The organism is Pseudarthrobacter sp. 902506025, from assembly GCF_040702325.1.
In the GTDB taxonomy this organism is placed as follows: domain Bacteria; phylum Actinomycetota; class Actinomycetes; order Actinomycetales; family Micrococcaceae; genus Arthrobacter.
Map to the genome: position 1 here is coordinate 148,112 of NZ_JBFBKW010000010.1, position 26,964 is coordinate 175,075.

Sequence of the window (26,964 nt, forward strand, 5' to 3'; positions counted from 1 at the left end):
CCGGGGTGTTCTTGGTGTCAGGCGGAAGGTTCAGGGGGCCTCCCTCGTTGGGCGAAAATTTCGGTGATCCGGTCCCGGTCAGGATTGATCCTGAGCAGGAGGCTGAGCAGGATCAGCGACTGTGACGGCCGGAGGTGGCCGGAGCTGATGGCACCGGCAACGCGCAGGTCCTCGCCACCGCCGCCGGCACCGTAGATGGGCACCACCGGTCCCGCGTCCACGCGGGTGCTGGTCACCACCACGGCGCCGGACGCGACGGCGGCGGCCACCTCTGCGCAGAGGCTGGCATTTGCATTGCCGCTTCCGGTTCCTTGCAGGACGATGCCTTCCGCTCCTGCTTCAAGGGCGGCGTGCATCAGGGTGGAATCGGCGCCGGGATAGGCGGCAACCAGGTCCACCCTTGGGGAGCCGCCGCCCGGCTGGGGCAGGGGCAGGGCCTCGAGCCTGCCGCCGCTGCCGGCCATGGCAACTTCTCCCTGGGCTGATACCTGGCCAAGTACCCCAAAATCGGGGTTCGCAAAGGCATCCAACCGAAGAGTTTGGCTTTTCCGGACGCCGGCGGCCGGGTAAATGGTGCCGGCAAAGTGGACCATGACGCCCTTTCCCCGTCCAACTTCCGAACCCGCGACGGCGATGGCCCGGGCCAGGTTGTCCGGCCCGTCGGGAGCGTCGGAGTCAGCTGCCCGCTGCGAGCCGGTGAACACCACCGGCCGCTCGTCCGCGTGCGTCAGGTCCGCGAGGTAGGCGGTCTCCTCCATGGTGTCCGTGCCGTGGGTGACCACCACGCCCAGGACGCTGGGGTCCTTGAGGACTTCCTTGACGGTGGCGCAGATCCTCAGCATGTCGTCGAAGGTCAGGAGGTAGGACCCCTTCTGGAACACGTCCAGCACCCGGACAGGGTGGGACACCCGCGGGCCGAGGGCTTTGAACACCTGCTCGCCGGTATCGGAGGCGACCGCGCCGCCGGCCTGGGAAGAACGCGACGAGATGGTGCCCCCGGTAGCCAGCAGCACGACGTGGGAGTCGGTAACAGTCATTTCAGCTCCGGTGGTTTGCTGCGCAATCCGCAACCCAATCGATTGGGTAACTTTCCGCAGAACGGGCATTTGCGATGGGCATGAGGGGCGGCGCCGGGGGTGGGGGCGCCGGGGAAGGTCTGGGATGCGCACCTACCCAAACGTTTGGGTAGCGCTGATGAACGACTATAGGATGTGAAGCGGGTCACGTCAAGGGTTGCCTTGGCGCCCTTCCCGGCAGCGCGGGCGGACCTGGGCTACAGTGGCCCCGGTGGGCAGGAGAAGGACATGAAAGAAAAGGCCGACGGCGGCGGAACAGTCACGCTGAAGGATTTGGCTCGGGAGCTGGGCGTCCATCCGTCCACCGTCTCCAGGGTCCTGCACTCCGGTTCCGACGTGGCCAAGGGAGCGGCCTCGGCCGCCACCGCCGAACGCGTCCGTGAACTGGCCCGCAAGCTGGGCTACTCCCCCGATCCGCAGGCCGCCAGCCTCCGCACCCGCCGCACCAAACTGCTCGGCGTCATCGTCCCCCGCCTTTCGGACCTGGTCCTGGCCATCATGTACGAGGGCATCGACGAAGCCTCAGCCGAGGTGGGGTACTCCGCGTTCGTGATGAACTCCCGCGATGACCCCGACGAACAACGGCGGAAGATCGACCTCATGCTGGCCCGGCGGGTGGACGGCCTGATCATTGGCGATGCCCACCTTGACGGCGGCCTCCTGCAGGAACTGACCGACCGGAAAGTCCCGTTCGTGCTGATGAACCGCAGGGTGCCGGGCTACCCGTCCGCCACCTGCGACGACGTCGTGGGCGGCGAACTCGTGGCCAGCCACCTCTGGGAAATGGGCCACCGGCAGGTGGCAGTGATCGCAGGCGAGCCCTACGCAAGCACCGCCGTCGACCGCACCGCCGGCTTCCTGGACCGCTGGCGCTCCCTGGGCGGCACCATTTCCGACGACGACGTGGTGTGGTCCAAATTCGACACAGCCGGCGGCCGGGAGGCCGGGGAAAAGATCCTCGCCAGCGGCAAGCCGCGCCCCACCGCCATCTTCGCGGTCAACGATTTCGCCGCCATCGGCGCGATGGGAGCCCTGCGCTCCCGCGGCCTCGCCGTAGGACAGGACGTGGCCGTGGTGGGCTACAACGACACCTCCCTGGCCGCCGAGCTTCCCATTCCGCTGACCTCGGTCCACTCCCCCATGGCGGACATTGGACGGACGGCGGTGCAGCTCATCCAGGCCGTGCTCAGGGGGGAAAAGCCCGAAGCCGTACAGCTGGAACCCACCCTGTTCGTCCGCGAAAGCAGCGCCGCCAGGGCGCCCGCGGAAATGGCGGCCAACTAGGTTCCGGCGGCGACGATCCGCAGTGCCAGCAGGCAGGTGGCCCGCACTTCGCCGTCGTCCAGGTCCACCCGGAGAAGCTCCTCAATCTTGCGCAACCTGTACGTCAGGGTGTTGCGGTGGATGAAGAGCTCCCTGCAAGTCTCGCGGGTATTCCCGCTGTACCGCAGGTAGACCTCAAGCGTTTCACGCAAGGCCGTGCCGCCGTCGGACATCAACGGGGCCAGGAGCCGCCGGGACATGGCCACCAGCCCGGCGCCGGGCAGGCCCTCCACCACGCCGGCCAGGTCAGCGACCGGCGCCTGATGGAGCCCCGGCTCGCCCACACGGCGGCGGGCCAACTGGAGCACCAGCGGCAGTTCGTCCAGGTTCCCGCACCCGGAGACGACGGCGGACAGTTCCGGCCCGTCCTGGAAGGACTTTTGGACGGCTTCCATGAGTTCCATCCCCGCTTCCCCGCGCTGCACCAGCACCGTCGTCAGGCCGGCCTCCTCCATGAACCGCACGGTCCCGAATTCAGCCTGCAGGCCCACCCGCACCCGCCAGGCGATGGTCCGCAGCTTGGCCGGCGCAACATCCCCCGCACCGCCGATCAGCACGGCGCCCCACTCCGCGTCCGGCTCGAACCCGGCCTCCGCGGCGTAGCGCCGCAGGGTCGGCGCCGGAGTCCCCCGGGCCTCATAGAGTGCCTCGATAAACCGCGCAGCTTCCCGCGAATGCAGGGGCGACCGGGACCCTAAGGTGTAGCTCAGCTGCATGGCAATCACCGCCGCCACCGGCCCCAACAGCGGCTGCAGCACCAGGCTGCTCTTGATGCCTTCGATGGCCAGCCTGAACCGGAGGATCCCGCCGCTGGGCAGGCTCAGCGTGGTCCGGGCCGTGCCGCCCTCGGCCGTTCCAGCGGACATGAGTTCAAAACCATTGTGGTCAAGGACCGCCACCCGCGCCCGGATGGTGGTGGCCACCCGTTCCAGGACCTGGGCCAGCGAATGGCCGCCAGCCGCCAGCCGCGTGCACTCATCCGCCAGATCCCACCCGGCGCGCAGTTCGGCATAGCGTTCGGCGGCAATGAGCTGGTCCACGTGCCGCATCACCTGGACGAACGGCACCTCCGGAGGCAGCTCAAGCAGAGGAAGACCGTGTGCTTCGCAGGCTTTCACCAGTCCCGGCGGCAGTTCACGGTGCGCGGCACCGAGGCCGAAAACCAGGCCCGAGACAGGCACAGACATCAGGCGCTCCACGTAGGCATCCCAGATGCGGTAGTCCTTGACGTTCAGGCCCATCCCGTTGGTGAGCAGCAGCGCGTTGACGGTGAGGAACGGCGTGGGGTCCATGTGCTCCGTGGGCGCGCACCAAGCGATAGGCCGGGCCAGGCGTCCGGGACTGCCCGGCACGGCAAGGCGGATGTTCAGCGCAGCATCCGCCACAAGGTCGGCAACACGCATGACAAGCCCTCCTGTTAGTGCAAATAGCATAATCCGCGGGGCCACATTCGGCGATCCGCCCAATTCCGGCTGACCCCCAGCCTCGGTACCGTTGCCTGCATGCAAAAAAACGTGACGCACACCACGCCTGCCCAGGTGCTCCTGAATTCGGACATGGGTGAAGGTTTCGGCCTGCACGAGTTCGGCAACGACGCCGCACTCATGGAAATCATCGACGTCGCCAACGTGGCCTGCGGCTACCACGCCGGGGACCCAGACGTCATGAACCGGACGGTGGCCCTTGCCGCCGAACACGGCGTGGCCGTGGGCGCCCATCCCGGGCTCCCCGATCCCATGGGGTTCGGCCGCCGCCGCATGGTGCTCACCCCGGAAGAGGTCGAGTCCATCATCCTGTACCAGACCGGGGCACTGACCGCCTTCCTGGCGAAGAACGGGCTGTCCCTGAACCACATCAAACCCCACGGCGCGCTCTACGGCATGCTCGCCGGAGACGAAGACCTCATGCAGGCGGCAGCCGGAACCGCCAAACAGTTCGGTGTTCCGTTCTATGGCCTGGCCGGGACCGCCCATGAATCCGTGTGCCGCGCCATGGGCGTGGACTTCGTCGCGGAGCTCTACGTGGACCTCAACTACGGCCCCGGCGGCGAGCTCCTCATCCAGCGACGCCCCGCACCCACCGACCCGGACGCCGCCGCGAAACGCGTCAGCCGGGCGATGGCAGGCGGGCCCGTTCCCGCCGTCGACGGCACTCCCCTGAACATCGCCTTCCAGAGCATCTGCGTCCACTCGGATGCACCCAACGCCGTCGCCGTCGCCTCCGCCGTGCGCAAGGCACTCGACTCATCCCGATCCACCCACTCCTGAAAGCGAGCAGCACATGGCCACGATCGTTTCACCCCTTCCCGGCGTCTTCTACCGCAAGCCCGGGCCGGGCAAACCCCCGTTCGCCAATGAAGGCGACACCATCGAAGTCGGCCAGACCATCGGCATCGTGGAAATCATGAAGCAGTTCACCGAGATCCAGTCCGACGTCGCCGGGACCCTGGAATCCTTTGAAGTCAACGAAGGCGACATGGTCAACCCGGGCGACTCCATCGTCGTCATCCGGGAAGGATAAAGGCAGCCCATGAAACTGTTCATCGCAAACCGCGGCGAGATCGCCGTGCGGATCGCCCGGACCGCCCGCGACATGGGCATCGAAACCGTCCTGGGGGTCAGCGAGCCCGACGCGGAATCACTGGCAGCCCGGACAGCCGACCACTACGTGGTGGTGGGCCCGGCCCAGGCAACCGCCAGCTACCTGAACCAGGACGCCCTGGTGGCCGCGGCCTTGGAGCAGGGGTGCGACGCCGTGCACCCGGGCTACGGTTTCCTCTCGGAGAACGCCGGCTTCGCCCGGAAGGTGGCGGACGCAGGCCTCACCTGGGTGGGACCGAACGCGGACACCATCGCCATGATGGGCAACAAATCTCTGGCCCGGGAAGCGGCAGCCAAGGCCGGCGTCCCGGTGCTTAAGGGGTCTGATGGTCCCCTGGATCCGGAAGCCGACGCCGTCGACATTGCGCGTGCCATCGGCTACCCGCTGGTGGTGAAGGCTTCCGCCGGCGGCGGCGGCCGGGGCATCCGGTTCGTGCACGACGAAAGCGAGCTCCTGGAAACCATCGAGATGGCCCGGGGCGAGGCCGCCGCCGTCTTCGGCGACCCCACCGTCTACCTGGAACGGTTCGTGGAGCACGCCCGCCACGTGGAGGTGCAGGTCCTGGGCGACGGGACCAACTTCATCCACCTCGGCGACCGCGACTGTTCCATGCAGCGCCGATCGCAGAAAGTACTGGAGGAAGCACCCGCACCCAACCTTCCGGACGCCGTCCGCGCCACCATCAGGCAATCCTCCGTGGCCCTTGCCCGCCAGTGCGGCTACCACGGCGCGGGCACCGTGGAGTTCCTGTACGACCCCGTGAACCACGAGGCCGCCTTCATCGAAATGAACACCCGGATCCAGGTGGAGCACCCCATCACCGAGCAGATCACCGGTGTGGACCTGGTCCGCGAGCAGCTGCTGATTGCTTCCACCGGATCCATGTCCATTTCCCAGGACGATGTGCACTTCAGCGGCCACGCCATCGAATGCCGCATCAACGCGGAAGACCCCAGCCACCACTTCTTCCCCAGCCCGGGCACCATCCGGTCGCTGGACTGGCCATCGGGTGAGGGGATCCGGGTGGACACCGGGGTGGAGGCAGGTTCGGTGGTGAGCCCGTACTACGACTCCCTCCTGGCCAAGCTGGCCGTCCACGCCCCGGACCGGGATGCGGCCATTGCCGCAACCGTGGCGGCGCTGGAGGCAACACACATTGAAGGGGTCAAAACCACCGTCCCCGTCCACCTGGCCCTGCTGGCGCGGCCTGAATTCGCCGAGGTCAGCCACCACTCCAAGTTCATTGAAACCGCAGCCGACCTCATGGGGGCAAAATGACCACCGAAGCCGCCGTCCTCCCGGGTGCGCGCTACACCTGGGGCGGGGACGAATTCCTGTTCGTGGAAGTCTCCGAAGCGATGAGCCTGCCCGCGAACTTCAAGGTCATGTCCATCGCCGGCAGGCTATCCGACGCCGGGCTTCCGGGAATCGTGGACATCTGCCCGGCCAACGCATCCCTGCTGGTGCGCTTCGACCCCGACGTCCTGCCTCCGGAACAACTGGAAACAGCTGTGCGCGGCATCGAGCGGGACCTGGCGTCCCACCAGGAACGGGCACTGGAGACCCGGATCGTTGAAGTCCCGGTCTGGTACGAGGACCCGTTCACCGCAGAAGTGGCAGAGCGGTTCCGCGAAGGGTTCCACCAGGAGCCCGAAGGCAGCGACATCGACTACGCGGCCAAGGTCAACCACCTGGAGGACGCGGCGGAGTTCATCCAGCGGCACCACGAACAGCCGTGGCTGGTGTCCATGGTGGGCTTCGTGGCCGGGCTGCCGTTCCTGTTCCAGCTGGTGGACCGCGACAAGCAGCTGGAGGTCCCCAAATACCTGAGCCCGCGGACCGACACCCCCAAGCTGACCGTGGGGCACGGCGGATGCTTCGGCTGCATCTATTCCGTCCGGGGTGCCGGCGGGTACCAGATGTTCGGCGTGGCCGCTGCCCCCATCTTCGACCCCGACCAGGCCCTGGCTGACTTCAAGGACTTCATGGTGTTCTTCCGCCCCGGGGACATCGTGAAATTCAAACCGGTCACGGAAGCGGAATACAACGCCATCCAGGCGGAGATCTCCGCCGGCACCTTCCGCTACCGGCAAGCGCCGGTAACGTTCGAGCTGTCCAGGGCGCTGGCCGACCCGGAAGGCTACAACCGTGAACTCATGGAGGCCCTCAATGGCATTTGAAATTGGAAACCCCGGCCTGGCCACCACGGTCCAGGACCAGGGGCGCACGGGCCACTACAACGTGGGCATCCCGCAAAGCGGCTCCATGGACCAGTACTCCGCGGAGCTGGGAAACGCCCTGGTGGGAAACACGGCACGCGAAGCGGTCCTTGAGTGCACCTACCTGGGCCCGGTGCTGACCACCGACAGCGACGCCGTCATCGCCGTCACCGGCGCTCCTGTGGAGGTGAAGGTCAACGGGGAGCCGCGGCCCCAGTGGAGCCGCCTGGTCCTGAAGGCCGGGGACCAGCTTTCCTTCGGCGTCATCCAGGGCGGCACCCGCTACTACATCGCCGTCCAAGGCGGCATCGACGTCCCGGAGGTGCTGGGCAGCCGGTCCACGTACAGCCTGGGTGCTATCGGCGGGTTCAAGGGCCGCAAGCTTGAAGCGGGCGACGTGGTCCCCGTGGGCGCTCCCCTCAATGGCGGAAGACTCCCCCAGGCCGAAAGCGTCCCGGATGAATTCCGGCCTGTTTTCGCCAAGGAGCAGGAAGTCCGGATCGTGTTGGGGTTGTATGACCACCGCCTCACCGACGAAGGCCTGGGCAATCTCCTCAACGAGGAGTGGAAAGTGACGCCCGTGGCTGACCGGATGGGTCTTCGCTACTCCGGACCGGGGGTCAAATGGAAGGAGCGGGAACAGCCGTTCGGCGCCGGCTCGGACCCTTCCAACATCGTGGATGCGGGGTATGCCGTGGGATCCATCCAGATTCCCGGTGGCACCCAGCCGATCATCCTGCACCGGGATGCCGTCTCCGGCGGCGGCTACGCGATGGTGGGCACCGTGATCAGCGCGGATATGGACCTGGTGGCCCGGGCTGCGCCCGGAACGGCGACCCGGTTCGCCGCCGTCAGCCTGGCTGATGCCCTGGCGGCCCGCAGGGACCTTGCCGACCGCCGGAACAAGGCCTGGGCGGCACTGGGCGCCAACCGCTGACGGGCAGCGGCGGGTCCCCTGCCCGGTCCCCGCCGCTCCTCGTCTCCGGCTGATTGATCTGCCATGCTGCACGCTTTCAGCGGGGGAAGTAGGGTAATTTTCCCCCTGTGCCCAGGTCGCCGCCGGGTTTACGGTGGTCCGCATCAGCGTCCACCGCCGTCGAGGAGCCATCATGGCCGGGTTTGTGCAGATCATCGAATTCACGTCCTCCCGCATCAAGGAGATCGAAGAGCTGGGCCGCCCTTCCCGAACCGAGGGAACCACTCCGCCCACCTTCCGCCACATCATGGCCACCGCTGACCGGGACCATCCCGGGCACTACTTCACGATCGTGGACTTCGATTCCTTTGACTCGGCCATGGAGAACTCCGGCCGTCCGGAGACGTCCGAGTTCGCTGCCCGGATGGCCGAGCTGTGCGACGGGCCCGTGATCTTCCACAACCTGGATGTCCTGTGGGAGGACACCGGGCAAGGTGCAGGCAACGCGTAACAGCAGGACATGGCTTTCCTGACTGCAGCTCTCCCCTACTACAGGTTTCGATCAAGATTGAGGCAATAAATCCCCTCAATGGACAAAAGCCCTTCCGAATGCGAATGCCGCTTCCTAAGGTGGTCACAGGTTCGACCAGGGGGAAATATCTTGCTCACGACGGACGCATTTCAAGGCAATATCACTGGCGGAGCCCGCAACGCGGGACCCGGCAGCCCAAGTAATTCCGCAGCGCACCGCCCCGTTCCGGCACCACCGCGCAAAGGAACCGCGCCCTCCCAGACGCCGGTCCCAAGAGTCAGCGGCCGCGAGCGCGAAGTCCAGCAGCTGATCTACGATCTCGCGCTTCTCGCCGCCAGGCAGTGTCCGCAGTAACCCGCCCAGGCAGCGGCAGGCCGCCGTCGTAATTTCCGACGGCGGCCCGCTGGCCACGGCGCGACACTCCCCTACTGTCCCGGCGCCCGGTAGGACGGGGTCTTCTTCGCGGCCGCGTCTATGTCCTCCACAGTGAGGAGCGGCTTCAGCCGGACGTTGACGGTCCCCGACGAATTGATCAGCAGCGACAGCGCGGCAGCACTTGCGTCGTCCGGCGCCTCAAAAACGCCCAGGACGTCGTAGTAACCAAAGGCGTAGTAGAAGCTTTCCAGCGTTCCGCCCACGGATTTCAGCGCCTCCGCAAGGGCATCACGCCGCGCGGTTCCGCCTTCCTGCATAAGCCCTTTAATGCCCTGGCCCACGTATGTGGCTTCAAACAGATACTTCGGCATGGTCTCTCCTCCTGGCCTGTCCCGCGGCGCCTCGTTCCGTGGTTTGCGGGACCGGCGCCGATAAGGCGGAACGTATCCCCCGGAACAGCGGCAGTCAATATCCCGGGATACCCAATAACAGGAGTAGGGGAAAGGGCTCCGGCGCTTACCGCAGCCCCAAGGCCGTTCGGCCCTAGCGGGGCACGGCGGCCGGGAACAATCTGGAACAGGTAGGCGTCGGGGCCAACGCCCGCGTGCCCTGCGCCGGGCCGCTTGCTGGAGCGCGGGCTCTGAGGACATCCCACCATGTCAGTTGCAGGAGGACGGCTCCCCGGACGCGGGCGGGCCCTGCCGTTCGACGGCCACCGCAGCGACGCCCTGCGCATCACGCTCCTCGCCGCCGGACCGCTGTCATCACTGCTTTATGTGGTGTTCACCGACGGCATCGCGGCCTCCCAATGGGCCGGCTACCGCCGCACGGAACAGATGGTCAGCGAACTGTTCGCCGTGGGCTCCCCCGGCTACCCGGTCCTGGTCCCGTTCACGTGGCTCTACACAGTGCTGTTCACCGCGTTCGGGGTGGGCGCCTGGAACTCGGTCCGCGGGAACCGGGCCCTGCGCATCGGCGCCGGGCTGCTCACCGCCTACGGGCTCTGGAACATCATCGGCGCACTCTTCCCGCTGCGCCTGGGCGACGATTCGTCCATCCCCGCGCACATCGTGGCCACCAACGTGCAACTGGCCCTCATGGTCGCCGCGATGTGCTTCGTCGCGGCAGGATTCCACGGCCGGATGCGCGCCTACTCGATCGTCTCGCTCGCACTGTCAGCCCTCATGGGTATGGTCGCGTTCATGGCAGCCCCGGGACCGAACGTCGTCTTGGGCGTCGGCGAGCGCATCAGCATCGGGGCGTTCCTGCTATGGGTTGCGGTCCTGGCGGCAGTGCTTTGGAAACGGCCGACGGCGATCGACAGTAAGGGGGCATCGTCATGACCTACGTCATGGACCTGGGCGACGTGGACCGGAGCGACATCGCCGGGGCGGGTGGCAAAGCCGTGGGCCTGGGAGGCCTTATCCGGGCCGGGCTGCCGGTCCCGCCGGGGGTGGTCCTCACCACCGCCGCGTACGCTGATTTCACCGCCGGGAACAACCTCGGGGCGGCCATCCAGGAGTTGGCCGCACTGCCACCTGATGCGTCGCCGCAGGAGTATGAGCATGCGTCGGCGCTGATCCGGACCCTGTTCCGCAAAGGCTCCATGCCTGCCGCCATCCAGGCCGAACTCGGGTCAGCGTATGCACGCCTCGGCGGCGGGGACACCGCCGTGTCGGTCCGCTCCTCCGCCACGGCCGAGGACCTCGCCTCCGCCAGTTTCGCCGGGCAGCAGGAAAGCTACCTCAACATCCGCGGCCAGGACGCCCTGGCCAAGGCCGTCATCAACTGCTGGGCCTCCCTCTGGACGGCGCGCGCCATGGCCTACCGTGCCCGCGAAGGCGTGCTGCCCGGCCAGGTGCGTCTCGCCGTCGTGATCCAGCAGATGGTGGAGGCCGAGGCAGCCGGGGTGATGTTCACGGCCAACCCCGCGAACGGCCGCCGCGACCAGACGGTGATCAGCGCCGCGTGGGGCCTGGGCGAGGCCGTGGTCAGCGGGCAGGTCACCACAGATGACCTGACCGTGGACACTCCCACGGGCACAGTCCTCACGCGGCAGACAGCCGACAAGGAGGTCATGACGGTCCTGACGGAGGACGGGACGGCTGAGGAAAAGGTGGCGGAAGACCGCCGTCGTGCGCCGGTCCTGGACGATGCCGCGGCGTCCGAGCTCGCCGCCCACGGACAGCGGATCGCTGACCACTTCGGCGCCCCGCAGGACATCGAGTGGGCCAGGGCGGACGGCACGTTCTTCCTGCTCCAGTCCCGGCCCATCACCGCGCTGCCCGAACCCGCGGCGGACGTCCCCACGGAATGGCCTGTCCCCTACCCCAAGGGCCTCTACTTCCGGGCGAGCATCGTGGAGCAGATGCCGGAGCCGCTCACCCCGCTTTTCGCCGACCTCGTCGACGGCTCGGTGTCCCGCTCGCTGTCCGCCCTGATGAACCAGGCGCTGGGGCCGGGCTCCCTCCGCGAGGGCGACGTCCGATTCCCCACCGTCAACGGCTACGCCTATTACTACTACCGCACCTGGCCCATGCTGCGGATGACGGGGAGGACGGTGCCGGCCATGGGGGCACTGTTCGGCGGCAAGGCGCATATGGGCGTCGCCGGCTGGCGCGACTACTCGCATCCGCGCTACGAACGCATCATCAAGGACTGGTCGGCGAAACCACCAACGGAGCTTTCGGGAGAGGATCTGCTGGCCGGCGTGCAGGCGCTCCTGGACGCCGGAACCGTGTACTACACCGCTGTGCAGTCCATCATCCCGATGGCCGACATGAGCGAACTTTCCTTCCGGGCCTGCTACAAGGCTGTCCGGCGTGAAGGCGATCCCGCGGCCCAGGAGTTCCTGCTGGGCTTTGACAGCGAGCCCATCCGGGCGGAAAAGTCCCTGTACGACCTCGCGGGCTGGGCGCGCAGCGATCCTTCCCTGGTGAAGGCATTGCTTGAACGGCCGACGCCGGAACTCGCCGAGTGCCTGCGCACAGGTTCCGCGCCGGAGGGCGTGAAGGACGTGTTGTGGCAGGAATGGCGGTTCACCTTCCAGGAACACCTGGACCTCTACGGGCACGCGGTCTACAACCTGGACTTCGCCACCCCGGTGCCGGCGGACAACCCGTCGGCGCAGCTGGAAACCGTGAAGTTCTACCTGCGCGGGCAGGGCACCGACCCGCATGAGCGGCAGCGGCTCCTGACCGAGCGGCGGGAGGCACTGACCCGTGAGGTGGCCTCGCGCCTCGGCCCGCGGCGCCGGGCCCTGTTCCTCCGGGTGCTGAAGTGGGCGCAGGAGACGGCACCGGTGCGTGAGGATGCCCTGGCCGACGTCGGACTCGCCTGGCCGCTGCTGCGGCGGATACTGCGGGAACTCGGCCGGCGGCTGGTGCTGTCGGGTGTCATCGCCGCACCCGACGACGTATTCTGGCTGCGCTTCCAGGAACTTCAGAGTGCGGTGGAGTTTGGGCTGGCGGACGTGGAGGCCAATGTTTCCCTGGCCGGTGCGTCGCGGCCGGTCCGGGCCGCCGCCGTCGAGGAACGCAGGATGCTGTGGCGCGGCCAGGCGAAGGCCGAAGCCCCGCAGATGCTGCCGCAAAAAGCGTGGATGGAGAAGGCCTTCGGCTCGATGATGCCGGCGGGATCGCAGCGCCAGTCCGGCGACGTGATCAAGGGCGCGGGTGCGAGTTCCGGGCGGGTGACTGCGCCTGCCCGCGTGCTGCGCGGTCCCGAGGACTTCGGCCTGATGCAGCCCGGCGAAGTGCTGGTGGCACGCATGACCACTCCGGCCTGGACGCCGTTGTTCGCGATGGCCTCCGCTGTGGTCACCGATGTGGGCGGGCCGCTGAGCCACAGCTCCATCGTGGCCCGCGAGTACGGCATCCCGGCCGTCCTGGGCACGGGGGTGGCGACGCAGCGGCTGGCCGGTAGACAGAAGGTGAGCGTGGACGGCGACGCGGGCACGGTCACCATCGTCGTGTGAGGCCCCTGTCCACGTGACTTTGCGTGCATGATGTTCGGGTGAATAAAAACCGGCTTGAGGCTTTCAGCGACGGCGTACTGGCGATCATCATCACCATCATGGTGCTGGAACTGCACACGCCCGAGGAACCCACGTGGGCAGGCGTCGCCGCCATCCTGCCCACGATCTTCACCTACCTCCTGAGCTTCGTGTATGTGGGGATCTACTGGAACAACCACCACCACATGATCCACCTCGCCAGCCGGGTGAGCGGCGGCATCCTCTGGGCCAACCTCCACCTGCTGTTTTGGCTGTCCCTGTTCCCGTTCACCACCCGGTGGATGGACGAGTCCGGTTTCCTGCAGGTTCCCGTGCTGCTGTACGGCGTCAACCTTTTGTGCGCCGCGATCGCCTACTTCATCCTGGAGCGGCGGCTGATCGCGGTGCAGGGCAAGGATGGGGCCCTGGCCCAGGCCGTAGGCAAGGACTGGAAGGGCAAGGCCTCGCCGCTAATCTACCTCACCGGCATCGCCCTCACCTTCGTTCAGCCGCTGCTGGGAGTCGCGGTATTCACCGTCGTCGCGCTGATCTGGCTGGTTCCGGACCGCCGGGTGGAACACTTTGTGGTGACGGCCCACCAGGGCAGCGCCGGCTAGAGTCACAGGGAAGGGCCGGTATCTAGCCGTGGCAAACGGACTCCGCCGAAAAGTTGTCTCCATCCCAACTGAAAGTCACTGTTTCGTTGGGCTGTGGTCCTTGGCTGACAAGAACAGAGAACGTGCTCCCGCTGAAGGTCGTACCGTTGAAGTTGTCCTGCAACGATTGGTTGACGACGTACTTGGACCCGGAAGTTCCGGTGCCGGTCAAGTGGATGAATGCCAACTGTTTCGTGGTGCCGTCTGCAGAAGTCTTAATGACTGTGCGGAAGATCCCGTCGAGGAGGATGACCTCTTCGCTGTTGCAACCGTTGATCACCAAGCCCGTGACGTCATTTTCCTTAATGACCTCGGGCGGAGCTGCTGACGCCCCACCGGCCGACACGAGCAGCGTTACCACGGCGACGGGAACTGCGAACATCCTGGGGTTAATGCGCATGGTTGACCTCCTGCGGGATGACGGCAAGCCCTATGCAAAGGAAAAGCGCCGGCCGATGTGCGGTCCACCGTATGTTGCTCCATGCCAGGCGGCATAGGGTAGTTTCCACCCTGTTTGCGGCATTACCTTCTGCTCCCCAGCAGAGTGAACGGCATGGTGCTCGGGGGACAGCACCGGCTAGAGTCACAGCAACTGAAGGGCCCTCTCAGTCAGGACCAGAAATCAGAAACCAACGTGGTTTCCGCCTGCATCTCAGTGCCCTCTGCGACTTTTCCGTCGGCAATGCTGAACACGATGACCTGCCGCTGGTCCATGGTCTTGCCGTCGCGCTCCGCGTGCGAAAACTGGACGCCAACCGTATATCTATCACCTTGGGCCACGTCCTCCACGGTGACCCTCATCGAACCGTTTGACCGCGTACCAAGTTCGCCGAAGTAGGCCAGGATCGCCTCCCGGCCCTTTTTGTCGCCGGACAGCGGACCTGTGCCGCCTACGTGCCAGACCGCGTCTTCAGCAAACAGCTCCCTGAGCGTATCCATGTCGCCTGCACTGAACGCTTCATAGCCTCGCCGAACCAGTGCGGCGTCTTCCTGTGCTCCCATTTTGGGCACCTCATTCCTCCTCGCCGGATGCTTGCGAGGAAACATTAGGCCCGGGCTGAGGACCGGTCGAGAGGAACAGCCCCCAACATTTCCCCCTCTTTTGGGCCGGTGCCTTAGGTACAAACCCGGCGGGGTTGGTGACTTGAAAGCCCGCACTCGTAGGGACTTTCCGCCCTTGCCGGGCCCGCACGGCGCAGATACCTTGACGCCATGAGTGACCGCGAAGACTTCATTCAGTGGGTCAAAACGACCCTGCATGACGCGGAAGTCGCCCTGCACAACGGCGACGCGGACCCCCGGCGCGCCATCTGGTCGCAAGGTGAGCCGGTGAGCATCCTGGGAGCCTTCCGCAACGCCTACGGGCTGGCAGAAGTAGAGCAAATCTTCAGGTTCCTGGAAAACAGCTTTTCCAACTGCACATCGTACGAGTTCGAGTTGCAGGCATGCGACGTCATAGGAGACATGGCCTACACCGCCGGCATCGAACGCATCTCATTCCGCCGGGACGGCGAGCCCACCGGCCTCACGCTCCGGGCCACGCAGGTCTACCGGCGCGAGGGCGGGCAGTGGAAGGTTGCTCACCGGCATGCCGATGCACTTGCCGTGTGACCACCCGCAGGCTTGTCGCTCCGGCTACTCCCCCATGCCCGGGTGCACGGGAACGAAGTCCAGTTTGTTGCCGGAGTTAATACGGCCTGCCGGAGTCCGGCTGAAGCCCTTCGCGTCGAGGTTGTTCTGGGCGCGGAACTCGGCGAGCGCGGCGTCGTAGGCGTTGTTGAGGACCCGGCCGGAAAACTCGCCGGTGCTGCCATCGTTGAAGGCAATCCGGATCCGAACACTGGCCGGGTAGTGGCGGTTCATGCGGACGAAGCCGTCGGCGTCCTGCTGGAGAGTGATCACGGGGTCCTGCTTTCGTTGGGGAGCACCCTCAAGTCTGCCGCACGAACCCCATACCTCCGGCACACTGCCGCGTGCCGCCGTCGTGATTCCTGATGCGGGAGTCCATCCTTGCCGGTGTTAGTCCCGCACGGCTCATGCCTACCGCGCCTCGAGGACTGCTTTGAGGTGGGCCAGTTGGGCTACCTCCTGGTCCATGGTGCGCTGGACCATCGGCCCGACGAGTTTCATCAGTCCCTTGGGCTGCAAGTCCAGGGTGAAGCGGACCGTTGTCCCGCCGTCGGATGGCCCGAGGTGGTAGGCGCCGGACGGGCGGGCAGGACCGGCCACCACCTGGAAGCCGAGGAGCCTGCCGGGTTCGGCTGCGGTGATCTCGTAGTCGCCGTCGATGGGCCGGCCGCCGGGTCCGCTCAGCGTCTGCTTGTACACCGCGCCAAGCATTCCGGGAGTGCCGCTCTGCAGCGAGATCGACTGAACGCCTGCGCGCCAGGCCGTGTTGTTCAGCCCGTCGGCCAGGAACGCATATACCTCGTCGGGCGAACGGCTGATGGTGATCTGGTTCTCGGCGTGAGCCATGGAGCCCCTAAGCGTATTTTTTCGTGTCCGGCTATTCCGGCGCCAAGGAACAATCTGCCATCTGGAGGCCGTCCGGGGAAGAGCATGAACGGCCTGCACCCCGCCGGCACCTCAAGTTTGCCGCAACTGCCTTGAAACCCACATGGCACGCACAGCCATACTGGGCGATGGGGATGACACGGCGTGGAACATGGCTGCGGTACGGGCTGCTGTCGGCCCTGTTGATCGGGATCCACCTGGGCACCAGGTGGTTCTTTTCCGAGGGGGTCTACCAAGGCGACGCGAACGTGCCGCTGCGCAGATTCCCGGACAATGTGCATATCGTGGACCTGCTGACCTTCACTCCGATCTTCATCGGCTTGAAATTCGTGGCCTACGACTCGGCAGTGCGGGCCTTCACCAAGGGTTACCGGCCGCCCGCGGTGATGGTCATTTTCGTCGCCGGCTACGTGGTGGCCCTGGCTATGGACGTTGCCTGCCTCATTGCGGCGTCAAGGCCTATTGCGGACTCGGGGTTCGCACTTCTGGGTTCAATTCTCCAAACGCCGTTCGTACTCCTCCTGGCCGGCGCGATCATCGCAGGCCTGGCACTGAACAAGGACGCCCCGCCCCAAACAGGGCCGAAGGCGGCATAACGGGAGCTATCCCTCGCAGGCTACTCCGTCGCCGTCGCCGTCCAGTCCGGAACGGTATCCGGGGCTGCCGGCATACAAGGGGGCAGCCCCGGCAGCCACGGCCTCGGAGCAGTTCGCGTAGTAGACGACCGTGGCGCTGGAGGCAGCCGCTACGGTGGCGGGTGCCTGCTGCCCGGGGCAGGTGGCGAGGATACCGGCGATGGCGTCGTGCTCCGCCTGCGTCACCCACAGGCTGTACCGCGCCTTCACAGAGACCTGCCGGGCGACGTACTCACACCGGAAGCCCTTGGCCGGAGGCACCGCGGCCTTGACTGTTGCTGACGGCTCGGTGCCTGTGTCAGCAGCCACCGCCGGCAGGTTTGAGCCGAAGAGGGCCAGCAGCGCGGAAAGGACGACGGCGGCCGTCCAGCGGGCGCCGGAGGCAGGCATGGTGTCGGGCAAGGACGCGTTTCTGGACATGCAGATTCCCCAGGTTGTGTGCATGAAAAGTTTGGTGCGTCAGCCCCCATTACCGCTGACGCCACGCAAGAGCTTAGCGTCGGGGAATCTCCCGGATTGACGGTTCCAGCGGAACTCGGGCAATCCTTCCCGACTCCTGCGCCAACGCTGCGCCTGGGAAAGATCCGGGACGCATCCACGTACGGCGCACGGTGACGGCAGAAGGGGAGCCCCTCCAGCACTGCAGTCTTCAGACGCAGAACCTGCAGGTACCTTCGCGATCTCGCTAAGAGACGGCTCGGACATTCTCATGTCCTGAACAACCCGGCGTCATCTGATGGTTACCTGCAGGCGCTTTAAGTGTAGGACGGGCCCCGCTTCTTCAACAGGGGTCAGTGGACCATGTCATGGAGTGGACTACCCGACAGCGGCACCCACCTGGAGTGCCGCCGTCGTACGTCCTGCGCAGGTGGCCAGCCGCCGGCTAGCGCGGGCTGCCTGCTGTGGAGTCCGTGACCTCACCTGCCCGGACTTCGGCCTCACCCCCGCCGCGGGTCTTGGCCAGGCTGGCCGCCGTGGCCACGAGGATCGTGGCGCCGATGAAGAGCAGGGAGAACCAGATGGGGATCTCGGGCACCCAGAGGAGCGGCTGGCCGCCGTTGATGAAGGGGAGCTCGTTGACGTGCAGCGCGTGGAAGACCAGCTTGACGCCGATGAACGCGAGGATGACGGCGAGGCCCTGCGCGAGGTAGACGAGGCGCTCCAGCAGGCCTCCGATGAGGAAGAACAGCTGCCGCAGGCCCATGAGGGCGAAGGCGTTGGCCGTGAAGACGATGTACGCTTCGCTGGTCAGGCCGTAGATCGCGGGGATTGAATCGACGGCGAAAACCAGGTCCACGAAGCCGATCGCGATGATGGTGAGCATCATCGGCGTCACGAACCGCTTGCCGTCCAGCTTCACGGTGAGCCGGTCCCGGTGGTAGTCCGGGGTGACCGGCAGGACACGGCGGACCAGTTTCATGAATTTGCCGTCAGCCGGGTTGGCGTCGTGGCCGCCGAAGGCCTGCTTGTACGCGAGGAAGAGCAGCAGGGCGCCGAAGATGTAGAACACCCAGGAGAAGTTTTCGATCAGGGTGGCGCCAATGGCGATGAACCCGCCGCGGAGGATGAGGGCGATGATGATGCCCACCATCAGCACCTTCTGCTGGTACTTCTTGGGAACGGCGAAGCCTGTCATCACGATGAGGAAGACGAACAGGTTGTCCACGGACAGGGCTTTTTCGGTGAGGTACCCGGCGAAGTACTCGCCGCCGTACGTCCAGTCGGACACCATTCCAATCCCGGCGCCGAACACCAGCGCGAGCCCGATGTAGAAGGCCGACCAGCGCGCCGATTCACCGATGGACGGTTCGTGGGGTTTGCGGACGTGGGCGAAGAACTCGTAAACGAAGAACAGGATGGTCACAGCAATGGTGATGATCCAGACGAGGGGTGTTACCTGCATGGCGGGTACTCCAAAGGGTAGGCGCTGACATGTACGCCAAGGTCTCCTCCGCCCGGTGGGAACCGGAGCCGGTGGCCCGGGATGCTTCGCTGCATCCGTATTGACGGGCCACGCACAGACGGGAGTACTCCCCTTGATGGGTTAAATCGTAACTGATCAACGGGCGACGGCGGCACCCGGTTCCGGATGCCGCCGTCGTTAATCCTGCTGCGGCAGAGCCCTACTTCAGCTTCGGCACCAGCACCGGAGTGTTCCTCTTGTACTCCTCGTAGTCCGCCTGGCCGCCCCATTTCTTGTCCGCCTTCTTCTCCAGGGGCGGCACGCCGCTTCCCTTGATCAGCAGCAGGGCAACGAACACCGGGGAGACCAGCGCCGCCCACTGCCAGCCCTGCATGACGGGCAGGGCGATGATGGCGACACCCACCCACAGCGTGATCTCGCCGAAGTAGTTGGGGTGGCGGGACTTGGACCACAGGCCGGTGCTGATGAAGCGGCCCTTGTTGGCGGGATCGTCCTTGAACCGGTTTTTCTGGAGGTCCGCCGCGGTCTCGATGGTGATGCCCACAAGCCACACCAGCAGGCCGACCCAGAAGAACCAGTCCAGGCCCACCTTCTTGTCCGACGTGATGGCCACCCACGCGAGCGCCGCGGTGAGCACCACCCACAGGCCCTGGATGGTCCAGGTGTTCAGGAAGCGGAAGAAGTCCGGCTTGAGCTCGTCAAACCGGTCGTCCTTGCCGTGCTTGCTGATCCGCAGGAACAGGAAGCTGCCCAGCCGCGCGGCCCACAGCACCACCATGGCTGCCAGCAGCATGCCGCGGGCATCCACGCCGGGGGACGCCAGCACCAGGAACACCGTGATGGAGATGTAGGTCAGGGCGCCGGTGAGGTCGTAGAACTTCTCCGTCTGCGCTTTGTAGGACGGGATGAACACCAGCCACTGGATCACGAAGGCAGTGGCGACCCCCAGTGCGAACACAGGGAACCCGCCGATCCTCGACCCGCCCTGGCTTCCGGCAAGGGCGATGAGCACCGCCACCACCACGGCAATGATGGTGCTGATGAGGGCCTTGCGGCTCTTTTCGTTCACGGACAGATTCCTTTCCCCTGGTCCGCCGCGCGCTGCTGCACGGCCGGTCCCCGTCCGCACCCCTCCGGGCACGGCTGTATCCAACAACAACTCAGCCATGGTGGCCTTGTCCACTAAGTGTTCGGAGCGGGGGCCATCCTGTATGGGGCGGAACCGGCATGGTTGCCCGGCTGCCCTCCTGGAAGAATGCGGATCCGGGCAGTCCGCTCCCGGCAGTGGCTGCGAACCACTCCTGAACCGCACCCGAGCCAAGGAGCCCGCCATGAGCCCCCGCACCAAGAACTGGCTGACCGCCTACGTTGTCAGCGCCCTGATTTTCGCCGTGCTGGATGTGGTGTGGATCCTGCTGGTGGCCAACCCGCTCTACCGGAGCCAGATCGGCCACTTGCTGGGAGCCAAGGCCAACCTGCCTGGCGCGGTGCTGTTCTATGTCATCTTCGTGGCGGGAGTGGTGCACTACGGCATCCGGCCCAACGACTCCCGGGCTACGCTGCGGCAGAGGGTCACCGGCGCTGCGCTGTTCGGGTTCTTCACCTACGCCACCTGGGCGCAGACCGGGTTCGCCGTGCTGAAGGACTTTACCGCGCTGGTGGCCGTGACGGACATCCTCTGGGGCGCCGCGGCCTGCAGCCTGGTCACCTGGGTGACGGCAACCATCCTGCGGCGGCGGCTCATGAAGCCTGCCGCGGCCTGACCCCCGGCACTCGCGTCACGGACGGCACGCTTTAGGCCCACGAACGGCGGCGAACCCCCGGAAAACCGGGGCCGCCGTCGTCCGCTCCCGCCAAAACCCTGCTCTGCGTGACGCCCGGGCGCACAGACTGGCCCGGTTTTCAGCGCCAAGCGAGGGAAGCAACGGGCAACCACCGCCGTTCGGCCGCCAAAACCGGGCCAGTGTGACACCAGGGGCAAGAACTCAACCGAACAGGGCGGCCACCTGGGTCAACGTCTGGAAAACGCCGTAAGCCAGCGGGATCCCCACCAGGACCCAGGCCAGGACCAGCCTGCCGGTGGACTTGTTGACCGGCTCGTGTGCGCCGTGGGTGTGTGCGGTGCTGCTCATTTCAGGCCTCCATGGTGGGATTCGTGCCGCTCGGGGCGGGATTCGTGGAACCGTGCGTCGACGGGTTTGACCAGCAGGTTGGCCACAAAGCCGATCACCAGCAGCGCCACCATGGTCAGCAGCGCCGGCTGGTAGGACACCGCATTCAGCTGGCCGGGCTTACCCTGCGCATCCAGGATGCTGTTGACGATCAGTGGCCCGGCCACACCGGCGGCGGACCACGCGGTCAGCAGCCGGCCGTGGATGGCGCCCACCTGGAACGTCCCGAACAGGTCCCGCAGGTAGGCCGGAACGGTGGCAAAACCGCCCCCATAGAACGAGATGATGACGAAGGCGAGCACCACGTAGAGGGCCGTGGCGCTGGACCCGGCCAGCGCCAGCACCGTGTACAGCACGGCACCCACGCCCAGGTACACCATGTAGATCCGCTTGCGGCCCGTGACGTCGGAGGTGGCGGACCAGGCGAACCGGCCGGACATGTTGCCGATGGACAGCAGCCCCACGAAACCTGCGGCCACGCCGGCGCTCACCAGGGACTTGCCGTCGGACTGCCGGAAGAAGTCCTGGATCATGGGCGCGGCCTGCTCCAGGATGCCGATGCCGGCCGTCACGTTGCAGAACAGCGCCACCCACACCAGCCAGAACTGGCGCGTCTTGATGGCGTTCTTCGCCGAGACGTTCTCGGTGGTCACCAGCTTGGCCGCCTTGACCTTCGAGGGATCGAACCCGGCGGGCCTCCACCCGTCGGCGGGCACCCGGACGGTAAACGCGCCGAACAGCATGTAGGCGAGGTAGACGACGGCGAGAGTCAGGAAGAGCTTGCCCACGGCATCACCGCTGGCAACCCAGCCCTGGGCGCCGGAGTTGGGATCGTACGCCTTGAGCAGGGCCTGGGATACCGGGCTGGCGATCAGCGCGCCGCCGCCGAAGCCCATGATCGCCATGCCGGTGGCCAGGCCCGGCCGGTCCGGGAACCACTTGATCAGCGTAGACACCGGCGAGATGTACCCGATGCCGAGTCCGATGCCGCCCACCACGCCGTAGCCCAGGTAGACCAGCCAGAGCTGCCGGGTAAAGATGCCCACCGAACCGATGAGGAAGCCGCCCACCCAGAACATCGCGGACGTGAACATCGCCTTGCGCGGGCCGTTGGTGTCCACCCAGGTGCCCATGACCGCGGCGGAAAGGCCCAGCATGACGATGGCGATGGAGAAGATCACGCCCACCTCGGTCAGGCTGGCACCGAAGTGCTTCACCAGCGCGGTCTTGTACACGCTGGTGGCGTAGGCCTGCCCGATGCACAAGTGGACGGCGAGCGCCGCCGGCGGGACCAGCCAGCGGTTGAAGCCCGGCGGGGCGATGGAGTGGTCACGGTCCAGGAAGCCCATGGTTGATTCCCTTTGCTTGTCGAAGACGTCGATGTCTGATCGATCCAGAGGCGAAAGACCTTGACGAGCCCAGGCCCCTTGCCTTGGGCAATCATCATGCAAATCATCAGCAAACGTACTGTTGGCGCGCCGAACGGCGGGGATTTTACGGCGAGCGGCGGTCAGGCGGCCTTGATGGGCGGCTTACCGGCGGAGGCCGCCTGGCCCTCCCGGGCCAGGAACGCCGACAGTTCGCCGATGGTGCTCATGAGCGGTGCCGGGAACACCACGGTGGTGTTCTTGTCCACGCCGATTTCCACAAGCGACTGCAGGTTCCTCAGCTGCAGGGCCAGCGGGTGGGCCATCATGGTGTCCGATGCGTCGCCGAGCGCCGTTGCGGCGATGGCCTCGCCTTCGGCGGCGATGATCTTGGCCCTCTTCTCACGTTCAGCTTCAGCCTGGCGGGCCATGGCGCGCTTCATGCTTTCGGGCAACTGGATATCCTTCAGCTCAACGAGGGTGACCTCCACGCCCCACTCGACGCTGAGCACATCGAGGATTTGCCGGATGTCAGCGTTGATCCGCGCGGTCTCGGACAGGGTCTGGTCCAGGGTGTGCTGGCCCACTACTTTCCGCAGGGTGGTCTGGGCGATCTGGTCGATGGCCGCGGCAACGTTTTCGATGGCGACAATGGACTTCACGGCGTCCACCACACGGTAGTAGGCCACCGCTGAAACATCCACGCTCACGTTGTCCTGGGTGATGATGCCCTGGGACTGGATGGGCATCGTGACGATCCGCAGGCTGACCAGCGGCAGCCGGTCGATGACCGGGACGATCAGCCGCAGCCCGGGCTCCCGCACGCCGACCACCCGGCCAAGCCGGAAGAGCACACCCTTCTCGTATTGGCGCACAATCCGGATGGACATCCTCGCCACGATGAGCAGCAGGATGACGACAACAACCGCAATGACGGTGGTGGGGTCCATCAGGATCCCCTCCTGAAGTACTGGATGGGACCTGCCGGAGCCGGGCCGGCGCCGTGACAGATGTCCTGGCTCCATTCTCCCACCAACCATGAAGGAGAGCTTCAAACCTGCTGTAGGTTGATGCTGGACTCTCACTTATCGTCAGGCAGGGCGGGGATCGCATGGACGCGGACGTCATCATCATCGGCGGCGGGCTGGCAGGGCTCGTAGCCGCGAACGAGCTGGTCCGCGCCGGACAGCGGGTGGCCATCGTGGACCAGGAGAACGCGGCCAACCTGGGCGGGCAGGCGTTCTGGTCGCTGGGCGGCCTGTTCCTGGTGGACACCCCGATGCAGCGCCGGCTGGGCGTAAAGGATTCCTTTGAGCTGGCATGGCAGGACTGGCAGGGCTCGGCGCAGTGGGACCGGCTTTCCGGCCCGCACCCGGAGGACGAATGGGCGGCCCGGTGGGGGCGCGCGTACGTGGAGTTCGCCGCCGGAGAGAAGCGCGCCTGGCTGCAGCAGCAGGGCATCCGGTTCACCCCGCTGGTGGGCTGGGCGGAGCGCGGTGACGGCATGGCCGGCGGCCACGGCAACTCGGTCCCCCGCTTCCACGTCCCCTGGGGCACCGGCACCGGGGTGTCGGAACCGTTCGCCGACAAGGCCCGCGCGGCTGCTGCGGCGGGCGGCGTCAGGTTTTTCTTCCGGCACCGGGTGGACGGTTTAACGTACGACGGCGGCACGGTCACCGGGGTGCGCGGCTCGGTGCTGGCACCTGATAAATCTACCCGCGGGGTGTCCTCCAACCGGGACGTGGTTGGGGAGTTCGAACTGCGGGGGCAGGCGGTGGTGATCGCGTCCGGCGGGATCGGCGGCAACCACGGGCAGGTGCGCCGCTGGTGGCCCGATCGGCTGGGGACGCCGCCGCGGAAGATGGTCACCGGCGTCCCGCAGCATGTGGACGGGCGGATGCTGGACATCGCCGACCAGTCCGGCGTCCGGCTGGTGAACCGCGACCGGATGTGGCACTACACGGAGGGCATCCGGAACTGGAACCCCATCTGGCCGGACCATGCCATCCGGATCCTGCCCGGGCCGTCGTCGCTCTGGTTCGATGCCCTGGGCCGCCGGCTCCCCGCCCCCGGCCTGCCCGGCTACGACACCTTGGGCACCCTCGGCCTGCTCCGAACCACTCCTGGGATCCAGCAGTTCGACCATTCCTGGTTCATCCTCAACCAGCGCATCATTGAAAAGGAGTTCGCCCTTTCGGGCTCTGAGCAGAATCCGGACATCACCAACCGGGACCTCAAGCTCCTGCTGAAGACCCGGCTGGGCCGCGGCGCGTCCGGCCCCATCGAGGCGTTCAAGGAGCATGGCGCTGACTTTGTGGTGGCGGACAACCTGGCGGACCTGGTCCGCGGGATGAACGCCCTGACGGAGCAGCCGCTGCTGGACCACGGTCACCTCCGGCGGCAGATTGAGGAGCGCGACGCCGAAATCCGCAATCCCTATTCCAAGGACATCCAGGTGGCCGGCATCCGGAACAGCCGGCGCTACCTGGGAGACCGGCTTTTCCGCACCGTGAAGCCGCACCGGATCCTGGACCCGAAAGCCGGGCCGCTGATCGCCGTGCGGCTGCACGTGGTCACCCGGAAAACCTTGGGCGGAATCCAGACGGACCTCACAGGCCAGGCACTGGGAAGGGACGGCGTTCCCATTCCCGGGCTTTATGCTGCCGGGGAAGCGGCAGGTTTCGGCGGCGGCGGCGCCCACGGGTACAACGCGCTCGAAGGCACCTTCCTGGGCGGCTGCATCTTCACCGGCCTGACCGTTGGCCGCACGCTCGCCGCAGCGCTGTAGCCCGGGGCGCACCAGGGCCCGGGCCGCGCCAAAGTCAGCTGCGGCACCCGGCCCCATGCCGCCGTCGTCCGCTGTGCCCTCACGAAGTTACGGCAGGGGTGCCAGTCGCAGCTGCGTTGAGAGCCTGTGCGCGGCTGGCAGGTCGCCGTCGTCGTAGACCAGTACGCGGCCGATGAGGAGCACCGAGCGGCGTGGAGAAGCGATATGCCCCATCCCGCCCGGAACGTCACCGGACCATCCAGGCCCGGTGATGAGGAAGTCCCCTGCCCCTGTTCCGGTGGTGCGCTTGCCGACGTAGGCGAAATTGGTGTTGTTCGAGGGGTTGGTGAACTGCACGCTGTAGTAGCGCCCTCCCGTGTCCGGCACGTGGAGCACCAGTGGACCTTTCGAGAGGTCCAGCCAACCCAAGGTCAGGAGGGTGTCCCGGTTGACGCCGGCCGACGCCACTCGGGAGGTGCCCGCCGGAACATTGAGCGGGTCTGCGAAGAGCGCCTGCGACTGGGTGTAGAGGGTGTTGACGGGAATGGGACCTTCGCCGAAGCCCTTGACCACGATGGCCCGCTTGAACACGGAGAGGAGCATGCGGGGCCAAAAATAGGTGGCAGCGAACCACGTGGCCGCCATGACCGTGAAGAAGATGAGCAGGTGTTCCAGCCTCATGGCGTCCCGCCTCCCGCCCTGGCCACTGCCGGAACCACATAGCTTCCGTCCAGGACTGCAGGGCCGGGCTCGTAGACACGCAGCCAGAGGATGAACTTTCCGTCCGGGGCGGGCAGCCAGTTGCGTTCGCGGCCTGCCGGAGGGGTGGCCTGGATGCAGACCTCAACAGAGCCGTCCGGGCCGGGGACCAGGCCGGTCCTGTCGCTCACGCTGTACCTGTGGAGGGGGTTGGCCACGAAGCGGTTCCGGGCGTCGCTCATCGTGAGTGACCAAATGGCGTTGGTGGGCGGCAGTCCGCCGGGCGGGAACCGGAGGACGTACTGGTGCCGGCCGGTCAGTGGGGCGCCCGAGGCGTCAGAATTGGCCCACCAGTAGACCGCTTCTTCCGGTGTGTTCACCGGGCCCGGGAACAGCTGGGCGCAGGCAGCGCGCAGCAGCACGCCGTTGCCGGGATCGCCCAGGCCGGGCATGGTGATCCACCCGTTCACCCGGACGGCTTTGATCCTGGCGTACACCTGGGCGGTGACGAAAGCCAGGCCAAAGCCGATCAGGAAGCCCTGCAGCACATCGCTGCGGACGGTCCGGTTCAGCGGGAGGAAGAGCATGGCAAGGATGAACGCCACGCAGATGATGCCCACCAGCGCGGCGAAATAGGCGTAGGCCCTCCTCAACGCTCCGTTGCCTCCTTGGCTCTTCGGACCAGCCGGAGTTCGGGAAGTGCTTCCCATTCGGGTGGGAGGGTGTTGCGTTTACCGTCGGGCCGGAATCCCTGTTTCAGGTAGAAGGCAAGCGCGCGCGGGTTGTTTTCCAGCACCCACAGGTACGTCGGACCGAAGCCGACGGCGGCACGCACCAGTGCTGCCCCCAGGCCGCTCCCATAGGTGCGCCGGAGGGTGTAGATCGAGTAAAGCTCCAGCGCTTCAGGAGCGTCGTCCTCCCGCCCGGGGCCGGCGTCCGCGTAGCCCACCAGCTGGTTGTCGGCGTCGAAGGCGAGGATCCGCGGCTCCCGGGTGTCCAGGAACGCCCGTCGCCGCTCCACCCGTTCCGGGATGCCGGCCCGGCGCCGCTCGAAGAAGGCCGGCGAGAGCAGGTGCGGGTAGCACTCCTCGTGCGCCAGCGTCTGCATGTGCACCACGGCCTCGGCGTCTTCCGGGGTGGCCTGGCGAAGTCGAAAGTCCATGGCGCCAGCCTAGCCAGCGGACCGGCACGCCGC

Annotated in this window: 30 protein-coding genes; 14 read left to right on the forward strand and 16 right to left on the reverse strand. The window is 66.4% G+C overall.

The window, feature by feature from the left end; all coding sequences use genetic code 11:
• Positions 1–17: 17 nt before the first annotated feature.
• Entirely contained in the window at positions 18–1,037 is a 1,020-nt protein-coding gene (locus tag AB0280_RS17205) for an asparaginase (RefSeq protein WP_366368025.1), read from the reverse strand.
• A 267-nt stretch (positions 1,038–1,304) separates the two neighbouring features.
• On the opposite strand from AB0280_RS17205, the gene AB0280_RS17210 reads away from it, so the two are divergent.
• Entirely contained in the window at positions 1,305–2,360 is a 1,056-nt protein-coding gene (locus tag AB0280_RS17210; RefSeq protein ID WP_324644412.1) for a LacI family DNA-binding transcriptional regulator, read from the forward strand.
• Here the strand turns inward: AB0280_RS17210 and AB0280_RS17215 are convergent.
• Positions 2,357–3,802 (reverse strand): PucR family transcriptional regulator, encoded by a 1,446-nt coding sequence (locus AB0280_RS17215; RefSeq protein ID WP_366368027.1) that lies wholly within the window; start codon positions 3,800–3,802, stop codon positions 2,357–2,359. The genes AB0280_RS17210 and AB0280_RS17215 overlap by 4 nt on opposite strands.
• 99 nt (positions 3,803–3,901) lie before the next feature.
• Here AB0280_RS17215 and pxpA point away from each other — a divergent pair, with 99 nt between their 5' ends.
• From pxpA to AB0280_RS17245, 6 genes are all read left to right on the forward strand, one after another.
• Positions 3,902–4,666 (forward strand): 5-oxoprolinase subunit PxpA, encoded by a 765-nt coding sequence (gene pxpA, locus AB0280_RS17220; protein WP_366368029.1) that lies wholly within the window; start codon positions 3,902–3,904, stop codon positions 4,664–4,666.
• 13 nt (positions 4,667–4,679) lie between these two features.
• Positions 4,680–4,919, forward strand: a complete 240-nt coding sequence (locus AB0280_RS17225; RefSeq protein ID WP_018770516.1) for an acetyl-CoA carboxylase — start codon at positions 4,680–4,682, stop codon at positions 4,917–4,919.
• A 9-nt stretch (positions 4,920–4,928) separates the two neighbouring features.
• Entirely contained in the window at positions 4,929–6,278 is a 1,350-nt protein-coding gene (locus AB0280_RS17230; protein WP_366368031.1) for an acetyl-CoA carboxylase biotin carboxylase subunit, read from the forward strand.
• The gene (locus AB0280_RS17235; protein ID WP_366368033.1) at positions 6,275–7,180 is read left to right on the forward strand and encodes a 5-oxoprolinase subunit B family protein; all 906 of its coding nucleotides are present in this window, start codon (positions 6,275–6,277) and stop codon (positions 7,178–7,180) included. Before AB0280_RS17230 ends, AB0280_RS17235 begins: the two co-directional genes overlap by 4 nt.
• Complete coding sequence (locus AB0280_RS17240; protein ID WP_366368035.1) at positions 7,170–8,156, forward strand: biotin-dependent carboxyltransferase family protein; 987 nt, start codon at positions 7,170–7,172, stop codon at positions 8,154–8,156. Before AB0280_RS17235 ends, AB0280_RS17240 begins: the two co-directional genes overlap by 11 nt.
• A gap of 172 nt (positions 8,157–8,328) precedes the next feature.
• Positions 8,329–8,646, forward strand: a complete 318-nt coding sequence (locus AB0280_RS17245; RefSeq protein WP_307488701.1) for a hypothetical protein — start codon at positions 8,329–8,331, stop codon at positions 8,644–8,646.
• A 446-nt stretch (positions 8,647–9,092) separates the two neighbouring features.
• Here AB0280_RS17245 and AB0280_RS17250 read toward each other — a convergent pair whose 3' ends face one another.
• Positions 9,093–9,413 carry a GYD domain-containing protein gene (locus tag AB0280_RS17250; protein WP_275181582.1) on the reverse strand — a complete coding sequence of 107 codons (321 nt, stop codon included), beginning with the start codon at positions 9,411–9,413 and terminating at the stop codon, positions 9,093–9,095.
• 285 nt (positions 9,414–9,698) lie between these two features.
• Here AB0280_RS17250 and AB0280_RS17255 point away from each other — a divergent pair, with 285 nt between their 5' ends.
• The 3 genes from AB0280_RS17255 to AB0280_RS17265 are packed head-to-tail and all read left to right on the forward strand — an operon-like array spanning position 9,699 to position 13,653.
• The gene (locus tag AB0280_RS17255; RefSeq protein ID WP_366368036.1) at positions 9,699–10,385 is read left to right on the forward strand and encodes a DUF998 domain-containing protein; all 687 of its coding nucleotides are present in this window, start codon (positions 9,699–9,701) and stop codon (positions 10,383–10,385) included.
• A complete protein-coding gene (locus AB0280_RS17260) occupies positions 10,382–13,018 on the forward strand; it encodes a PEP/pyruvate-binding domain-containing protein (RefSeq protein WP_366368038.1) in 2,637 nt (878 codons plus the stop codon). Before AB0280_RS17255 ends, AB0280_RS17260 begins: the two co-directional genes overlap by 4 nt.
• Before the next feature lie 38 nt (positions 13,019–13,056).
• Complete coding sequence (locus tag AB0280_RS17265; RefSeq protein WP_366368040.1) at positions 13,057–13,653, forward strand: TMEM175 family protein; 597 nt, start codon at positions 13,057–13,059, stop codon at positions 13,651–13,653.
• A 22-nt stretch (positions 13,654–13,675) separates the two neighbouring features.
• Here the strand turns inward: AB0280_RS17265 and AB0280_RS17270 are convergent, their stop codons facing one another.
• Positions 13,676–14,092, reverse strand: coding sequence for a hypothetical protein (locus AB0280_RS17270; RefSeq protein WP_366368042.1), 417 nt, complete (start codon positions 14,090–14,092; stop codon positions 13,676–13,678).
• Positions 14,093–14,301: 209 nt separating this feature from the next.
• Positions 14,302–14,694, reverse strand: a complete 393-nt coding sequence (locus AB0280_RS17275) for a nuclear transport factor 2 family protein (protein WP_366368043.1) — start codon at positions 14,692–14,694, stop codon at positions 14,302–14,304.
• A 210-nt stretch (positions 14,695–14,904) separates the two neighbouring features.
• Between AB0280_RS17275 and AB0280_RS17280 the strand changes: the two genes are divergently transcribed.
• Complete coding sequence (locus tag AB0280_RS17280; protein WP_366368045.1) at positions 14,905–15,303, forward strand: YybH family protein; 399 nt, start codon at positions 14,905–14,907, stop codon at positions 15,301–15,303.
• 24 nt (positions 15,304–15,327) lie between these two features.
• On the opposite strand, the gene AB0280_RS17285 is transcribed toward AB0280_RS17280, so the two are convergent.
• Together AB0280_RS17285 and AB0280_RS17290 are read right to left on the reverse strand one after the other, a co-directional pair.
• Positions 15,328–15,594, reverse strand: a complete 267-nt coding sequence (locus tag AB0280_RS17285; protein WP_366368046.1) for a hypothetical protein — start codon at positions 15,592–15,594, stop codon at positions 15,328–15,330.
• Positions 15,595–15,732: 138 nt separating this feature from the next.
• Positions 15,733–16,167, reverse strand: coding sequence for an SRPBCC family protein (locus tag AB0280_RS17290; protein ID WP_366368048.1), 435 nt, complete (start codon positions 16,165–16,167; stop codon positions 15,733–15,735).
• Positions 16,168–16,340: 173 nt separating this feature from the next.
• Here AB0280_RS17290 and AB0280_RS17295 point away from each other — a divergent pair, with 173 nt between their 5' ends.
• Entirely contained in the window at positions 16,341–16,802 is a 462-nt protein-coding gene (locus tag AB0280_RS17295) for a hypothetical protein (RefSeq protein ID WP_364400557.1), read from the forward strand.
• A gap of 6 nt (positions 16,803–16,808) precedes the next feature.
• On the opposite strand, the gene AB0280_RS21545 is transcribed toward AB0280_RS17295, so the two are convergent.
• The 3 genes from AB0280_RS21545 to AB0280_RS17310 form a co-directional block, all read right to left on the reverse strand.
• Positions 16,809–17,261 (reverse strand): excalibur calcium-binding domain-containing protein, encoded by a 453-nt coding sequence (locus tag AB0280_RS21545; protein WP_425328621.1) that lies wholly within the window; start codon positions 17,259–17,261, stop codon positions 16,809–16,811.
• A 463-nt stretch (positions 17,262–17,724) separates the two neighbouring features.
• The gene (locus AB0280_RS17305) at positions 17,725–18,744 is read right to left on the reverse strand and encodes a TerC family protein (RefSeq protein ID WP_366368049.1); all 1,020 of its coding nucleotides are present in this window, start codon (positions 18,742–18,744) and stop codon (positions 17,725–17,727) included.
• A gap of 220 nt (positions 18,745–18,964) precedes the next feature.
• Positions 18,965–19,834, reverse strand: a complete 870-nt coding sequence (locus AB0280_RS17310) for a DUF1295 domain-containing protein (protein WP_366368051.1) — start codon at positions 19,832–19,834, stop codon at positions 18,965–18,967.
• Between the two features lie 262 nt (positions 19,835–20,096).
• Here AB0280_RS17310 and AB0280_RS17315 point away from each other — a divergent pair, with 262 nt between their 5' ends.
• Positions 20,097–20,528, forward strand: coding sequence for a DUF2177 family protein (locus AB0280_RS17315; protein WP_366368052.1), 432 nt, complete (start codon positions 20,097–20,099; stop codon positions 20,526–20,528).
• Between the two features lie 222 nt (positions 20,529–20,750).
• On the opposite strand, the gene AB0280_RS17320 is transcribed toward AB0280_RS17315, so the two are convergent.
• From AB0280_RS17320 to AB0280_RS17330, 3 genes are all read right to left on the reverse strand, one after another.
• Positions 20,751–20,897 carry an MFS transporter small subunit gene (locus AB0280_RS17320; protein WP_224025265.1) on the reverse strand — a complete coding sequence of 49 codons (147 nt, stop codon included), beginning with the start codon at positions 20,895–20,897 and terminating at the stop codon, positions 20,751–20,753.
• A complete protein-coding gene (locus tag AB0280_RS17325) occupies positions 20,894–22,285 on the reverse strand; it encodes an OFA family MFS transporter (protein ID WP_364400538.1) in 1,392 nt (463 codons plus the stop codon). Before AB0280_RS17325 ends, AB0280_RS17320 begins: the two co-directional genes overlap by 4 nt.
• A 161-nt stretch (positions 22,286–22,446) precedes the next feature.
• Positions 22,447–23,253 carry an SPFH domain-containing protein gene (locus AB0280_RS17330; RefSeq protein ID WP_159632720.1) on the reverse strand — a complete coding sequence of 269 codons (807 nt, stop codon included), beginning with the start codon at positions 23,251–23,253 and terminating at the stop codon, positions 22,447–22,449.
• Between the two features lie 161 nt (positions 23,254–23,414).
• Between AB0280_RS17330 and AB0280_RS17335 the strand changes: the two genes are divergently transcribed.
• On the forward strand, positions 23,415–25,091 hold the full coding sequence (locus AB0280_RS17335; RefSeq protein ID WP_366368054.1) for an FAD-binding dehydrogenase: 1,677 nt from the start codon (positions 23,415–23,417) through the stop codon (positions 25,089–25,091).
• Positions 25,092–25,178: 87 nt separating this feature from the next.
• Here the strand turns inward: AB0280_RS17335 and AB0280_RS17340 are convergent, their stop codons facing one another.
• From AB0280_RS17340 to AB0280_RS17350, 3 genes are read right to left on the reverse strand one after another with little or no spacing between them, the layout of a single operon-like run.
• Positions 25,179–25,751, reverse strand: coding sequence for a DUF1254 domain-containing protein (locus AB0280_RS17340; RefSeq protein ID WP_366368056.1), 573 nt, complete (start codon positions 25,749–25,751; stop codon positions 25,179–25,181).
• On the reverse strand, positions 25,748–26,422 hold the full coding sequence (locus tag AB0280_RS17345; protein WP_366368058.1) for a DUF1214 domain-containing protein: 675 nt from the start codon (positions 26,420–26,422) through the stop codon (positions 25,748–25,750). Before AB0280_RS17345 ends, AB0280_RS17340 begins: the two co-directional genes overlap by 4 nt.
• Complete coding sequence (locus tag AB0280_RS17350; protein ID WP_366368059.1) at positions 26,419–26,931, reverse strand: GNAT family N-acetyltransferase; 513 nt, start codon at positions 26,929–26,931, stop codon at positions 26,419–26,421. The genes AB0280_RS17345 and AB0280_RS17350 overlap by 4 nt, the downstream gene beginning before the upstream one ends.
• Positions 26,932–26,964: the final 33 nt, after the last annotated feature.